13 protein-coding genes are annotated in these 14,954 nt (G+C 58.3%); 6 read left to right on the top strand and 7 right to left on the bottom strand.

The window, feature by feature from the left end:
• The first annotated feature begins 63 nt into the window (after positions 1-63).
• The 3 genes from JFT87_RS18215 to JFT87_RS18205 all read left to right on the top strand — a co-directional run bounded on the left by JFT87_RS18215 (position 64) and on the right by JFT87_RS18205 (position 3,753).
• Positions 64-1,680, top strand: a complete 1,617-nt coding sequence (locus JFT87_RS18215; protein WP_201203427.1) for an arylsulfatase — start codon at positions 64-66, stop codon at positions 1,678-1,680.
• A gap of 79 nt (positions 1,681-1,759) precedes the next feature.
• Complete coding sequence (locus tag JFT87_RS18210; protein WP_201203425.1) at positions 1,760-3,028, top strand: OmpP1/FadL family transporter; 1,269 nt, start codon at positions 1,760-1,762, stop codon at positions 3,026-3,028.
• 50 nt (positions 3,029-3,078) lie between these two features.
• Positions 3,079-3,753, top strand: a complete 675-nt coding sequence (locus JFT87_RS18205) for a DUF3313 domain-containing protein (protein ID WP_201203419.1) — start codon at positions 3,079-3,081, stop codon at positions 3,751-3,753.
• A 95-nt stretch (positions 3,754-3,848) separates the two neighbouring features.
• Here JFT87_RS18205 and JFT87_RS18200 read toward each other — a convergent pair whose 3' ends face one another.
• Genes JFT87_RS18200 through JFT87_RS18190 form a run of 3 tightly spaced genes read right to left on the bottom strand, consistent with a single transcriptional unit; the run spans position 3,849 to position 7,144 of the window.
• Entirely contained in the window at positions 3,849-4,814 is a 966-nt protein-coding gene (locus JFT87_RS18200) for an HlyD family efflux transporter periplasmic adaptor subunit (protein ID WP_201203417.1), read from the bottom strand.
• 4 nt (positions 4,815-4,818) lie between these two features.
• On the bottom strand, positions 4,819-5,019 hold the full coding sequence (locus JFT87_RS18195; RefSeq protein ID WP_201203415.1) for a DUF1656 domain-containing protein: 201 nt from the start codon (positions 5,017-5,019) through the stop codon (positions 4,819-4,821).
• Positions 5,009-7,144, bottom strand: a complete 2,136-nt coding sequence (locus JFT87_RS18190) for an FUSC family protein (protein WP_201203413.1) — start codon at positions 7,142-7,144, stop codon at positions 5,009-5,011. Before JFT87_RS18190 ends, JFT87_RS18195 begins: the two co-directional genes overlap by 11 nt.
• 172 nt (positions 7,145-7,316) lie before the next feature.
• On the opposite strand from JFT87_RS18190, the gene JFT87_RS18185 reads away from it, so the two are divergent.
• From JFT87_RS18185 to JFT87_RS18175, 3 genes are all read left to right on the top strand, one after another.
• Positions 7,317-8,372 carry a tetratricopeptide repeat protein gene (locus JFT87_RS18185; protein ID WP_201203411.1) on the top strand — a complete coding sequence of 352 codons (1,056 nt, stop codon included), beginning with the start codon at positions 7,317-7,319 and terminating at the stop codon, positions 8,370-8,372.
• Between the two features lie 251 nt (positions 8,373-8,623).
• Positions 8,624-10,126 carry an ATPase domain-containing protein gene (locus JFT87_RS18180; protein ID WP_201203409.1) on the top strand — a complete coding sequence of 501 codons (1,503 nt, stop codon included), beginning with the start codon at positions 8,624-8,626 and terminating at the stop codon, positions 10,124-10,126.
• Entirely contained in the window at positions 10,123-11,793 is a 1,671-nt protein-coding gene (locus tag JFT87_RS18175; protein WP_201203407.1) for a response regulator, read from the top strand. Before JFT87_RS18180 ends, JFT87_RS18175 begins: the two co-directional genes overlap by 4 nt.
• A gap of 112 nt (positions 11,794-11,905) precedes the next feature.
• Here the strand turns inward: JFT87_RS18175 and JFT87_RS18170 are convergent, their stop codons facing one another.
• The 4 genes from JFT87_RS18170 to JFT87_RS18155 all read right to left on the bottom strand — a co-directional run bounded on the left by JFT87_RS18170 (position 11,906) and on the right by JFT87_RS18155 (position 14,941).
• Complete coding sequence (locus tag JFT87_RS18170; RefSeq protein WP_201203405.1) at positions 11,906-12,283, bottom strand: response regulator; 378 nt, start codon at positions 12,281-12,283, stop codon at positions 11,906-11,908.
• A gap of 77 nt (positions 12,284-12,360) precedes the next feature.
• Positions 12,361-13,542 carry a hybrid sensor histidine kinase/response regulator gene (locus tag JFT87_RS18165; RefSeq protein WP_201203404.1) on the bottom strand — a complete coding sequence of 394 codons (1,182 nt, stop codon included), beginning with the start codon at positions 13,540-13,542 and terminating at the stop codon, positions 12,361-12,363.
• Positions 13,536-14,129, bottom strand: a complete 594-nt coding sequence (locus JFT87_RS18160) for a chemotaxis protein CheB (protein WP_201203402.1) — start codon at positions 14,127-14,129, stop codon at positions 13,536-13,538. The genes JFT87_RS18165 and JFT87_RS18160 overlap by 7 nt, the downstream gene beginning before the upstream one ends.
• The gene (locus tag JFT87_RS18155; RefSeq protein ID WP_201197594.1) at positions 14,126-14,941 is read right to left on the bottom strand and encodes a CheR family methyltransferase; all 816 of its coding nucleotides are present in this window, start codon (positions 14,939-14,941) and stop codon (positions 14,126-14,128) included. Before JFT87_RS18155 ends, JFT87_RS18160 begins: the two co-directional genes overlap by 4 nt.
• Positions 14,942-14,954: the final 13 nt, after the last annotated feature.

Below are 14,954 nucleotides of genomic sequence, written 5' to 3'. Positions count from 1 at the left end.
CCAAATAAGAGGTGATCGGGGAGATCATCATCGGGTGTTAACGCAAGTTCACTGGATCTCGACATGAACCGGACACGACTATTTCCTCTATTTGCAGCTTCAATGCTGTTGTCTGCAATGGTATCTCCCGGCATGGCGCAAGCCGCCGACAAGCCGCCTCCCAACATCGTGGTGATCATGGGCGATGATATCGGCTGGTCCAATATCGGCGTCTACAACCAGGGCATGATGGCAGGTCGGACACCGAACCTCGATCAACTCGCCAATGAAGGCATGCGCTTTACCGATTACTACGCCGAGGCCAGTTGCACGGCCGGGCGCGCCAATTTCATTACCGGTGAATTACCGATTCGTACCGGCATGACCACGGTCGGCCAGGCCGGCTCCCCTATTGGTATTCCCGCCGAAGCAGTGACCATTGCCACTGCACTTAAATCCATGGGTTACGCCACTGGCCAGTTCGGCAAGAACCACTTGGGCGACTTGAATCAGTTCCTGCCGACCGTGCACGGTTTCGATGAATTTTTCGGCTATCTCTATCACCTCGACGCCATGGAAGACCCCGCTCACCCTAATTATCCGAAGGAGCTTCTGGATTCCGTCGGCCCGCGCAACATGGTGCACAGTTGGGCGACAGCCACGGATGACCCGACTGTCATGCCGCGTTGGGGCAAGGTCGGCAAACAGAAAATCGAAGACGCCGGGACGCTTTATCCAGACCGGATGAAAACCGTCGATGACGAGATTCAAGCCAAAGCCTTCGCCTTCATCGACAAGGCCAAACAGGACAACAAACCGTTCTTCCTGTGGCTCAACCCGACGCGCATGCACATCGTCACGCACCTGTCTGACAAATACGAAGCGATGCGTAATTCGCAAAATGGCTGGTCGGAGCAGGAAGCGGGGATGGCGCAGCTTGACGATATCGTCGGCGACGTCATGGCCAAGCTGAAAAAAGACGGCATGGATGACAACACCATCGTGATGTTCACCACCGACAATGGCGCGGAAAACTTCACCTGGCCGGACGGCGGTACCACCCCGTTTGCCATGGGCAAAGGCACGGTGATGGAAGGTGGCTTCCGCGTACCGGCGATCATTCGCTGGCCGGGCCAAGTGCCGCCAAACACCATCTCCAACGGCATCATGTCCGGCATGGACTGGTTCCCGACCTTCATCACGGCGGCCGGTAACCCGAACATTTCGGCTGAACTGCTCAAAGGCAAACAACTGGGCGACACCACCTACAAGGTTCACCTCGACGGCTATGACCAGACGCCGATGATCACCGGCAAAGGTCCATCAAATCGCCATGAAATCTTCTACTTCGGCGAAAGCACCCTGGGCGCGATTCGTATCGATGACTTCAAGTATCGCTTTATCGATCAGCCCGGTGGCTGGCTGGGCGCCAAGGTCGCGCTGGACATGCCGATCCTGACCAACCTGCGCCTCGACCCGTTCGAGCGCATGGGCTGGCCGGAAGACCAGGCGGCCAGCGGCTCGCTGGAATACTTCCAGTGGTTCAAGTTCCAGTTCTGGCGCTTCGTGTTTGTGCAGGATCAGGTGATCAAACTGGCGCAGACGGCGATCGAGTATCCGCCGATGCAGAAAGGCGCGAGCTTCAACCTCGATGCCGTCAAGGCCAAGATCGAGGCGGCCCGAGCCGCCATGGCCAAGTAACCGCAGCATGGGCGGGGGTGGTTGAAGTCAGCCGACCCGCCCTTTGCCTGCAGGTTCTTTGAGGTAAAGGGGAATTCATATGCCTGTCAACATGCGCACCCTGCCCGCTTTTACCCTGGCCACCCTTTGCTGCCAGCCCGTTTGGGCGGGCGGCATCATTCTCTATGAAGTCGGCAGCGACAATGCCGGGCTGGCCAACGCCGGCGCTGCCGCCCGCGCCCAAGGGCCGTCGACAATAGCGAGCAACCCGGCCGGCCTCAGTTATCTGCCGGGCACGCAGATCACCGGCGGTTTGCAGGTGCTTTACGGCAACCTGACGTTTGACCGCGACGCCAATACCAACGGTACAGGCCGCGGCAGTGGCAATGCTCTGGACCCCATCCCCGGCGGTAGCTTCTTCATCAGTCATCAACTGGATGACAACTGGAGCGTTGGTTTTGGCTCTTACGGTGACTTCGGGCTGGCGGCGAACTACAACAATGACTGGTCCGGACGCTATTTTGCGCAGAACGTCAGCCTTGCCGGGCTGTCCCTGGTGCCCAGCGTGGCATACCGCTTCAACGATCAGTGGTCGGTGGGCGTTGGAGTAAAAGCCATGTATGGCATGTTGCAGGACCAGACAGCAATCGACCGCTCGCCATTTGGCCTGACCAACCGCAGCGACGGCTATTTTAAATACGAAGACAGCACTTGGGGCTATGGCGCCAACCTGGGTGTGATCTACGCCCCACAACCCGGCACGCGGATCGGACTGGCCTACACCAGCAAAGTCGATCTGAATTTCGAAGACAAGCTCAATATCCACGGCACCGGTCCCGGACTTGATCGTCTGAACGGGCTGAACACCAAACTCGACATGCAAGTACCACAAACCGCAACCCTGAGCCTTTTCCAGCAACTCGATCCGCAATGGGCCTTGCTGGCCACGGTGAACTGGCAAGACTGGTCGCAGTTCGGCGATGTCGCGGTGCAGGTCGATACCACGGCGGCCGGTTCGCAATCGACCACGGTCAACGCTCATTTCAAGGACACCTGGCAATTGGCGCTCGGCGCGCAATATCAAGCCACCCGTCAACTGTTGTGGAACGTCGGCGTGGCGTATGACAGCAGTGCCGTGTCGGACGCCAACCGCACGCTGAACGCACCCATGGGCGAATCCTGGCGCCTGGGCACTGGAGCCACCTATGCGCTGAACAAGGATACCGACGTCAACGTCAGCTGGGCCTTGGTCTGGCTCGGCGACATGCCGGTGGATCAAACCAAAACCGTATCAGGCGTGCGAACGTCAGGTCAGTTCGACAATGCCTGGATTCAAGCCGTGACCGGGAACATGACCTGGCGTTTTTGAACTACCGTTATCGAAAAATAACGACATCACCCCACGGAGCACACAGCACTATGAACTTGTCCCGAAAAATATTCGTCGGCGCCGCACTAGCCAGTCTGTTGCTGGGCGGTTGCACCTCCAAAGTCACCGAGCAGGACCAGTACTCGGGCTTCCTGCCCAACTACAACAACCTTCAGGAAGTGACCACCACCAGCGGCGAGAAAGCCATGCGCTGGGTCAGCCCGTCGTGGAACCCCAACGCCTATGACACCGTGGTGTTCGACAAACTGCAGTTGTACCCGGCGCCGCAGCCCAACGAACGGGTCAACCGCCAGACACTCAGCGAACTTCAGGTCTACATGACCCAACAAGCCGTGGGCGTCCTCAACCAGAAATATCGGGTGGTGACGAATACGCAGTTCGTCCCGAAAGGCTCAAGAACCCTGATCCTGCGGGCAGCGATCACCGGGGTGAATGCCGAAAACGAGGGCATGAAGTGGTATGAAGTGATCCCGGTCGCGGCGGTGGTTGGCGGCGTTTCCGCTGCAACCGGACATCGCGATCAAAACACAACGCTGTTCATCGAGGCTGAGTTGATCGACACCCAATACAACCAGACCGTGGCCAAAGTGGTGCGCAAAGTCTTCGGCGGGACTCTGGAGAATGCCAGCCAGAAAATTACCGCCAATGACTTCAAGGCTGCGATCGGCAAGCTGACCAGCGACCTGCAGGCCTTTATCCGGTAATCGCAAAGGTTGAGCGCAGGATGGCCAAGCACCTTGGTTTGGCGAAATTGAATGCGACCCTATGTGGGCGCGAGCTGGCTCGCGCCCACATAGGATCAGTGTTGATCCCCGGATTTCTTGTCTTCCAACACGGTAACGGTCGCTGTCGTCCCGGCGCGCAAGCGGTTTTTGCCAGCATAGTCAGTATCGATATCAATGCGCACCGGCACCCGCTGCGCCAGTTTTACCCAGGTGTAACTCGGGTTGATATTGGCCAGTAGCCGACTGCCCGGCGCGTTTTCGCGGTCGGCGATGGCGAAAGCAATGCTCTGCACCGTCCCGCCGAAGGTTTCTCCGCTCATCAATTGAATCCGCACCCGATCCCCCTCCTCGATGCGCGGCAATTTGGTTTCTTCAAAATAGCCGCTGATGTAGAACGAATCGCTGTCGACCAGCGCCAACAAGGCTCCGCCGCTCACGGCGTAATCGCCCTCGCGTGTCAGCAGGTTGGTCACGTAGCCGCTGACCGGTGATTCGACTCGGGTACGCTGCAAATCCAGCTCGGCCTGGGTCTGCGCGGCAATCGCCAATTGCACGTTGGCTTCGGCCAGCCCGAGGTTAGCCTGATTGCGCAACAGATCGGCCTGTGCCACCGCCACATCGGTGCTGGATTTCTCCCATTCTTCGCCTGAAATCGCGAAGCCCTGTTTGAGCGTACGGCGACGACGCTCTTCGCTCTGGCGTTGTTTGAGCAACGCTTCGCTCGCCACGATCGCAGCTTGCGACTGACCCAGGGTTGCCTTGGCCACTTCAACCGAACGCCGCGCATGCTCGACGGCCAACGTGTAGCGCGCCGGGTCGATCTCCATCAACAATTGGCCTTTGTCGACATGCTGGTTGTCTTGCACCGCGAGGCTGATGATGCGTCCAGACACATCGGCCGACAGCGTCACCACATCCGCCCTCACCCGGGCATCGCGGGTCCACGGTGCGCGGGTGTAGTGCTCCCAGGCAAACCAGCCGAGCACAATGGCGAGAATCACCACCGCCAGCGTCATCAATCGAGCGAATAACACTTTCAAGGCTTCAGGCTCCCATCAGCAAAATCAGTGCGGCACAGACGCAGGCATACAAGGCACCTTCGAACAGGGCTTCATGCCAGACCAGCCGCAGCACACCCAGCCGCCGCAACAACCAGTCGAGCACAAGAAATATCGGTATCGCCAGCAACAAGGCCTGGGCAATCGGCGGCAGATAAACGCCACCCACCTCGAAATCAATGGGCAAGGGCTGGATCTCCCTGTGGTGCTGCGCGTTGTAGATCGTCGCCGTGGCGTTCCAGGAATGACACGACAATCAGCAAGGCTACGCGCATACGAAACACCGACCATAAATGCTCGTGAGTGGCGACATGCAGCGTGTCCAGTTCATCGCCCAATGCATGCAAGGCGTCCAGCAACGGCGCCAGTTGCACCTCCGGGCGCCCCGCAACAAAGCGTCCGGTCTTGCGCAGTGCCTTGGACAACCGTTGACTGAATGCATCCGTGAGCAACTGATTGTTGTGTGCCTGCTGTCGCAATTGATGCATCGCCACACCCAGCGCGACACAGGCGAGACTGATTTCATACAGTTGCTGCATCGCCCGATCGTTCACTGCGGGCAGCAGGCCCAGCATGCTGGTCAGGCGATCCACCATGCGGCTTTCAAAGGCAAACTGTTGCTCATCGGTAGCAGGCGTTTTGGTCAGCTCATACACCTGTTCGCGAGCCTCTTTATATAAACGCCGAATTCGCCACGCCGGACGAAACGGAAAGATCCACGCATAAACGATCAGGGCAAGCATCGCTGCGCTGACATAGGCACCGGCGAACTCGAACCATTGAATCGCAGTGTTCTGCCCGGTGCCGATATTCTGCGGGCCGAGCATCAGAAAACTCGACAAACCAAGGCCCATGCCGATCCCTGCCGTCGCCGGGCTCGCCAGACCGACTGCAATCACATAAAGCAAGGGGGCGAGCAGCAAGGCCAGCCATTCGAAATCATTGACGGCCGGGACCAGCATAAATAGATAGAGCGCCGAAGCCAGCAGCGCCAGGCCCAGGCCCCGCGCATAACTCTGGGCCGCCAGCAGTGGTCGTGGAAACGTCGCCATCAGCGAACAGAGAATGCCCACCAGCACCATCCCGCCGCGTGCGCCGTCCCACCCGGTTTCGATCCAGATCAGGCCGGCCACCAATAAGGCAGTAAATGCGCGAATGGCGTTCATTGCCGCCAATGTGAAGTCCAGATGCAACGGGTTTTCCTGCCCGCGAAAGACGCAGCTCGCTTCGCGCCCGTCCTGTATCGCATCGCTCAGCTCCAGAATCTGCTCCAGTTGTTGCAGCAGCCGCGCTTGCTCCCAACGCAACGCCCAGGCCAGCGAGCGCAAGGTGGCAGTCATGGTCTCGGTCATTTGTTCGGCCTTGTAGGCCAGCGCCTCGAACTCATGCTGCAGAGTGACAAAGCCGTGGCGGGTGTCGGCAGACAAAGAACGGCCCTGCTCTGCCAATTGGTCGAGAAATGCCAGCTCTTCAGCGCGCAGTTGCTGGACCTCCAGTGGCAAGTCGCCCTCCCAACGCTCGGTGAGCAGCTGCCGCTGGTGACGCAATGCGGTCAACCTCGAGGTCAGTAACATCAACTGATTGCCCAGCAACTGCACCAGGCCATTGGCACTGCGCAGCCGCGGCGCGTCGAAGTACAAATGTCGGCGCAGCCCTTCCAGCGCACTGATCTCGCCTAGTAGCTGCATCTGCCGACGATGGAAGTCGGCCTCGCTTTCTTCGGTACGAATGACGGCGGCGGCGTGAGTTGCGAGCAGCTTGATCACCTGATCGACCTTGGCGAAATAATTGCGAGCCACTGTCTCCGGTCGCGCAGTCAGCAGGCTGACCACGCACACGCAGGCGACCGCCAGCAGCGTCTCGGTCACCCGCGTGACGGCCAGCAGGAACGTGCCGTCCTGATCCGGCACCGCCAACAACGCGACGACCACCGCCGTGTAACCGCTGAGCACAAAAGCCTGGGAACTGGTGTAACGCAGCAGAGTGCCGCCAGCGGTACACAGCGCCAGCCACAACGCCAGGGTGATGATGAAGGCCAGCGGCGCCTGGGGGAAAATCGCCATGATCAGCACCGCGACCACGGCCCCTGCGGTAGTGCCGATGACCTGGCCAAAACTGCGGGCCAGGGCCATGCCGCCCAGTGGCTGGCTGACGATGACCACCGCCATGATCGACCACTTGGGCTGATCGAGGTCAAACAGGAACGCCAGATACAAGGTCAACAATCCGGCAACGATGGTTCTCAGGGCAAACAGCAACACCGCCTGACCGGGATGGATCACCGCTTTGAAATAAATGAACAGGGCTTGCATGGGCATACTCGTCAAAGCAACTCCTGCAAGCGTAGACACTGCATCGCAAGCCTGACGGGTTACGAAGTCGACGCGACTTGTAGGGCGATTCGCAGGCAATGGGTTTGACTCAAGGCGCGAGCTGACCGAAGCTTGCCGTTCTGCTCAAGTACGCCTGCTTTCGGAACCCTGCATGCATCAGTCCCGCCGCTACTTGCTTATCAGCCTTGGCCTGATACTCGTCATCCTCGTCGCCTGGCTGTCGCTGCGTACCAGCGCTCCTGTGGTGCCCGAAGCGATCAAGCATGGTTACAGCGAGGCGTTGGCTGCCGCTCGTGCCGGCCAGCCTGGCGCGGCGCGTCAGTTGTATCAACAATTGGGGCGTCCGGATCTGTCGGTCAAGCGCCGCGTCTGGCTGCATGCCGAGTTGCCCAACTACCCGAGCCCGCAGGCACTGAAGCTGGCTGACGCCGACCTGCAGAACGAGGCCCCGGAAGTGCGTCTGGCGGCGATCAAGAGTGTGGTTGGCCTCGTGCCCGGCGGCCAACGCAGTCTGTTGCTCGGGCCGTTGCTCGATGATGAGGATCAAGCCGTACGTTTCGCCGCCATTAACGCCCTGCTTGGCCTGACGCCGGATGAGTTAGGGTTGTATTTCGGCCCATTGCAGCAAGGCATCGATGCCTGGGAACAGGTGCTCAAAGGCCAGCCACCAAGCGCTGAAACCTACGCGCAACTGGCACGCCTGCACCTGCACAACGCCGAATTGAAAGAGGCGCAACAGGCGCTGGAGCGCACCTTGCAACTTGAGCCCGGAAACCTGCCGGCACTGGTCATGCAAATCGAAGTGCTGGACAAACAAGGCCAGAGCGATGGCGCCCGGCAGTTGTTGGCCAAACAACTGCAGACCCAGCCGGATTCCGCTTACCTGCAACATGCCCTCGGGCTCTGGTTGCTGCACCACGGGCAAAGTGAATTCGCCCTGCTCGGCCTTTCCAAAGCGGTTGAACTGGAGCCGGACAACAAGGATTACCGCTACGACCTGGCCACCACACTGCACGGTGAGGAAGAACAGGAAGCGGCGCAGAAACAGTTACAGGAAATCGTCCAGCGCCATCCTGCGGACCGCAAGGCCCGGGTGTTGTTGATCAATTACTGGAAGGAAAGCGGGCAGTTGCAGAACGTGCAGATCCTTCTTGCTCAGCTTGAGCAAATGAATCCGGATGACCCAGTATTGCAACAGGGCCTTTGATTTTACGAAGCCTCGATAAAGTCAAAAGATCGCAGGCTCCTACATCCATCGCGTCTTATCAGGTATAGCGGTCGAATCCTGCCTCCGTAGGAGCTGCCGAAGGCTGCGATCTTTTGATTTTTTACGCAAAAACAACAGTCGAATACAAAAGGTTGAACCGTCGTCTCGGCCAAGGGTCAAGAGAATCAGGCAGTCAATTCAGGCACTTCAGGCCTGCTGCCTCGCTTCCCCTGGTCATGAGAGGGCATTTTTTGTCTACATCTAACGAGTTGTTCAGTGCAAAAGCCGCCACCGGTATAGAAGGCCTGGATGACATCCTCGCCGGTGGATTGTCCCGCGGCCACGTGTTTTTGCTTGAGGGTGAACCCGGAACGGGCAAAACCACCGTCGCGCTGCATTTTCTCCTTGCCGGTGCCCGTGCCGGCGAGCGCTCGTTGTACATCACCCTGTCAGAAACCGAACGTGAACTGCGCCAAGGCGCGCGATCCCATGCCTGGGAACTGGATGAGAACATCCATATCTTTGAGCTGACACCACCGGAAAGCCTGCTCAATGCCGAGCACCAGCAGAGCTTGCTGTATTCCTCAGACCTGGAGTTGGGCGAAGCCACCAAACAAATTTTCGAAGTGGTTGAGCGGATCAAGCCGACCCGTGTGGTCCTCGACAGCCTCTCCGAAATTCGCCTACTGGCCCAGAGCTCACTGCGCTATCGCCGGCAGATCCTGGCCATCAAGCACTACTTCGTGCGCTATGACGCCACCGTGTTGCTGCTCGATGACCTGACCACCGAGTCTCTCGATAAAACCGTGCACAGCGTGGCGCACGGGGTGATTCGCCTGGAAGAACTGACGCCCAACTACGGCGCCGAACGCCGTCGTATTCGCGTGGTGAAATACCGTGGTCAGAAGTACCGTGGCGGTTTTCACGACTTCACCATCATGGGCGACGGCGTCCATGTGTTTCCACGCCTTGTGGCAGCCGAACACCGTGGTGGCTATATTCGCCAGCAATTGACCAGCGGCATCAAGGAGATGGACACACTGCTTGGCGGCGGCATCGAAACAGGCTCCAGCACGCTGATCCTCGGCCCTGCCGGCACCGGCAAATCGCTGATCTCGATGATCTTCGCCGCAGCGGCTGTCGCCCGCGGCGAAAAAGCCGCGCTGTTTATCTTCGACGAAGAGCTGGGTCTGCTGTTGGAGCGCATGAAAAACATGGGCATCGACCTCAAGGCCTTGCAAGCCACTGGCAATCTGCTGATCGAGCAAGTGGACGCCGCCGAATTGTCTCCCGGAGAGTTTTCCTATCGGGTGCGTCGTTGCGTCGATGAGCGCGAGATCAAAACCGTGGTGATCGACAGCATTAACGGCTATCAAGCCGCGATGCCAGAAGAAAACGCCCTGGTGCTGCACATGCACGAATTGCTGCTGTACCTCAATCGCCGAGGCGCCGCGACGTTCATGACTGTCGCCCAACACGGCTTGGTTGGAGACATGCAGGCGCCGGTCGATATCACCTATTTGGCCGACACGGTCATTCTGTTGCGCTACTTCGAAGCCCTGGGCAAGGTGCGCCGGGCGATCTCGATCATCAAGAAGCGTACCGGCAGCCACGAATCGACCATTCGCGAGTACCGCATCAGCGGCAACGGCATGACCATCGGCGAACCGTTGGACGCGTTCCAAGGTGTGTTGCGTGGTGTACCGACCTATTTGGGCGCAAGCAAGCCACTGCTTGAGGAAGATAACCAGTGACGGCCCTGGCGGCGACATCCGAGCGCGCGATCATTCTCGCGCCGCTGGGTCGCGACAGCCAGATTGCGCTGATGATGCTCAATGAAGCCGGCTATGCCGGTGTCATCAGCCGTGACCTGGCGCAGTTGTGCAGCGAGCTGGAATACGGCGCTGGCCTGCTGCTGATCTCTTGCGAAGCGTTACTGGGCGCTGATCTGGCCCCCCTGCTGCGGTTGATCGAGCAACAACCGGCATGGTCGGATTTGCCGATCGTGTTGTTAACCCACCACGGCGGGCCCAAGCAGAACCCCGCTTCGCGACTTGGACCGCAGTTGGGTAACGTGACCTTTCTCGAACGCCCTTTCCACCCAGTGACCCTGATCAGCCTGGTCACCACTGCGCTGCGCGGGCGACGACGACAGTACGAAGCCAGGGACCGGCTGATCGATTTGAGCCAAAGCGAACTGCGGCTGCAAACCACCCTTGAAACCCTCGAGCAACAAGTCGAGGAACGCACCGCACAGTTACGGCACAACGAAGAAGCCCTGCGTCAGTCGCAGAAAATGGAAGCCGTCGGCCAGTTGACCGGCGGCATTGCCCACGACTTCAACAATATGCTGACCGGCATCATCGGCAGCCTGGAGTTGCTGCGCCGACGCTTGGCCCGTGGACGTACCGAAGACCTGGACAGCCTGATCGATCTGGGTGTGACCTCAGCCAATCGCGCGGCCGGCCTGACTCACCGTTTGCTGGCGTTTTCCAGGCGCCAATCCCTGGATTCAAAACCGGTGGTGATGAACACCCTGGTGACGTCAATGGGCGAGCTGCTGCAACGCAGCATCAATGAAAGCATTCACCTGGACATGCAGCTGAACGAACAGCTGTGGGTGGCCGAAGCCGACCCCAACCAACTGGAAAGCGCCCTGCTCAACCTGGTACTCAATGCCCGCGATGCGATGCCCGGCGGCGGCCAATTGGTGGTGAAGACCTTCAATCAACATCTGGATACGGGCTTCACTGAATCCCACGGCAACCTTCAGCCCGGGGATTACGTGGTGCTGAGCGTTACCGACACAGGCTGTGGCATGCCGCAAAGTACCATCAATCGCGCGTTTGATCCGTTTTTCACGACCAAACCCATCGGCCAGGGCACCGGCCTCGGATTGTCGATGATTTATGGCTTCAGCAAACAGTCCCGTGGCCACGTCACTATCCAGAGCGAAGTCGACAACGGCACCACCGTTAACCTTTACCTGCCCCGCTACCTAGGCAACCTGGCGCAGGATCCCCTCGTCGACATCGAGCAAGCGCCTTTCGCTCAGGACGGTGAGACCGTGCTGATTGTCGAAGACGATCCGGCGGTTCGGGTATTGGTCAGCGCGGTGCTGAGCGAGTTGGGTTATGCGTTTGTCGAGGCCGGGGATGCCAACAGTGCGGTGCCGATTCTGGACTCCGCCCAGCGAATCGATCTATTGATCAGCGACGTCGGCCTGCCGGGAATGAACGGCCGACAATTGGCAGAAATCGGCCGTCAGTACCGGCCGGGTCTCAAGGTGCTGTTCATTACCGGGTACGCCGAGCATGCCGCCGTGCGCAGTGGCTTCCTCGACCCGGGCATGCAGATGATTACCAAGCCGTTCACCTTCGATTTATTAACGGCGAAGGTACGGGAAATGATCCGGATCTAAAGCACAACATTCGCGTAGGAGCTGTCGAAGGCTGCGATCTTTTGATCTTGTTTTTGAACAGCAAGATCAAAAGATCGCAGCCTTCGGCAGCTCCTACGAAGATCAAAAGCGCTTAAGAGAGCATTTCCTGCATGAGTTCCTGCAGCACATCCAGATCGAAAGGCTTGCCCAGAATTGGCGCCTTGCGGGTGATCGGGCTGTCGGTCTCACGGATTTCCTGCGGATAACCGCTGATAAAAATCACTTTGAGCTCCGGACGCAACTTCACCGCTGGCTCGGCGATCTGCACGCCGGAAATCCCGCCAGGCAGTCGGAAATCGGTAATCATCATGTCCAGGTGCGGTTTGCTCGAGAGGATTTCGAACGCTTGCTCGCCGTTTTCAGCCTGCAGTACGCGGTAACCCTCACCCGACAGGTAGGCAGACAACACCATCAAAATCGAGGGGTCATCCTCGACAATGAGTACTACATCTTGCGCATCTTCACTCATGGGAAGCCTTTGTTCGGTCAATAGCTGCTGATACGACCGTGGGGTCGTTCAGAGGTTGCGTCTATCTGGCTGTTTTCCTACAGCGGCAGACAAACGCGAAATAAGGCGCCTTCGTTGATTTTGCTCTCGACGACGATGGATCCGCCATGGGCGGCAACGATTTGCTCGGAAATAAATAGCCCAAGCCCAAGCCCTGCTACAACGGTCTTGGCTGAAACCCGTTCGAACTGTTGAAAAATACGCTTCTGGTTCTCTTCACTGATGCCGATACCTCGATCCTGGACCTCGACCCGGGCCTGACCTTCGTGACTGTACACCCGCACGCCAATCGGGCCTTTGCCACCATAACGCAAGGCGTTGGTCAGCAAGTTGGAGATCACCTGCTCGATACGGAACTCATCCCACCGACCTTCCACCGACTCATCAGCTGTAAACGTCACCGCTGACTCGGCGGCATCGAATTGCGGCGCAAAGTTTTGCAGCAGATCGCCCACCAGCTTCTTCAGGTCGAAGCGACTCGGTCGGATCGACAGCTTGCCGGTGCGAATACGTGACACGTCCAGCATGTCTTCAATCAGCCGGATCAGACTTTTGATCTGCCGCTCATCGCGATCAACCATGGCGTGCATCTTGTCCAAGGTAAACGCTGCGGCGTTGTCCCGGGCCAGGTGCATCTTGCGCAACTGGGTTTCGAGGATCAGGCCATTGAGCGGTGTGCGCACTTCGTGGGCGACGATCGACATGAAGTCATCGCGCATGCGCACCGCTTGTTCCAGTTCGTTTTGGGTGTTCTGCAATTTCTTGAGCAGCGCTTCCTGTTCGCGGCGGCTCTGCTCCAGGGCTTCGACCTGTTGCTTCATCGCTTTGCTCTGGCGATACAAGTCGACGAAGACATTGACCTTGCTCTTGACCGCGTGGATATCCAGCGGCTTGTGCAGGAAGTCCACGGCGCCGCTTTCATAGCCTTTGAACGCGTAGTTCAGCTCACGACCGGCGGCACTGACGAACACGATTGGAATGTTTTTGGTCTTTTCCGTGCCGCGCATCAGCTCAGCCAGTTCAAAGCCGTTCATACCCGGCATCTGCACGTCGAGAATGGCCATGGCGAATTCGTGCTGCAGCAACAGCGACAACGCTTCGTCCGCCGACTGCGCCTTGTAGACCGTGCGATCTTCGCGCCTGATCAACGCTTCGAGGGCCAACAGGTTCTCCGGCAGATCATCGACGATCAGCAGTTTGGCTTGAATATTACTCAGCATGCTATTCGTTCCAGCTCGACAAGCAGACGGCCGATGCCGCGGACAGTAAGAATGTGGTCGGGTTGATGCAAATCCAGCGCAGCCTTGGGCATGGTTGCAACTTGGGCTTCGTGCGGATCTTGCACCACCGTCAGGCCACCGCGGTGTTTGACCTGAGCCAGGCCGCTGGCGCCATCGCGGTTGGCACCGGTCAACAACACGGCGGCCAGCGCGGGCCCGTAGGCGTCGGCGGCAGATTCGAACAAGTAATCGATGGCCGGCCGCGAATAGTGCACGCGGTCCTCCAGGCTCAACGAGAAACTGCGGTCCTGCTCCACCGAGAGGTGATAGCCGGGCGCTGCAAAATAGAGCGTTCCGGGGTCGACCAAGGTCTTGTCACCGGCCTCCACCACTGGCATCGAAACTCGCCGGGCAAATACTTCGACCAGCTGACTGCGGCGTCCGTCAGGCAAATGCAGCACCACGACGATCGGCAGCGCAAAACCTTCGCGCAGAGGGCTGAGGATATTCAGCAACGCCTCTACTCCGCCGGCTGAGGCGCCGATCACGATAGCCTCTACGGTAGGCAAACCGGCTGCACTGTTCATGATTTACGGTAAATCCGTTCGTGTTTGACCAATGGCTCGAACTGCTTGCCGAATGCCGAAAAATCCGGAGTTTCCTTGCTGCCCAACACCAGAAAACCACGATGACACAGCGACTCGTGGAACAATCCAAAGGCACGATCCTGAAGCTTTTTATTGAAATAAATCAATACATTGCGACATGAAACTAATTGAGTTTCTGAAAAGACACTGTCCGTCGCCAGGCTGTGATCGGCAAAGGTCACGTTCTCACACAGGCTCTTGTCGAAAATCGCATAGCCGTAAGCAGCCGTGTAGTAATCGGCGAATGAGCGCTGGCCACCGGCCTGCTGGTAATTAGCAGTGTAGGCGCGGACGTTCTCCATGGAGAAAATTCCCTGTTTGGCTTTGTCCAGGGAGCGAGGGTTGATGTCGGTGGCATAGATGATCGTGCGGTCGAGCAAACCTTCTTCGCGCAGCAGGATCGCCATCGAATAAACCTCTTCACCGGTGCTGCACCCGGCAATCCAGATCTTGATCGAGGGATAGGTCTTGAGCAGCGGCACCACTTCCTTGCGGATTGCCAGAAAGTGCGAAGGATCACGGAACATCTCACTGACCGGGATCGTCAGCAATTGCAGCAACTGCATGAACGCGGTCGGATCGTGCAGGACTTTTTCCTGCAGCGCCGAGATGGTGGTGCACTCGAACTGACTCAGCGCATGTGCAACCCGGCGTTTGATCGACGCGCCGGAATAGTCGCGAAAGTCATAGCTGTACTTGAGGTAGATCGCCTCGATCAGCAGCCGCAATTCGATTTCGGTATTCTTTTCCACTAAAAGCTTTCCA

Origin of the sequence: Pseudomonas sp. TH15, from assembly GCF_016651105.1 — a bacterium.
Taxonomy (GTDB): domain Bacteria; phylum Pseudomonadota; class Gammaproteobacteria; order Pseudomonadales; family Pseudomonadaceae; genus Aquipseudomonas.
This window is presented reverse-complemented; position numbering and strand designations above follow the sequence as displayed.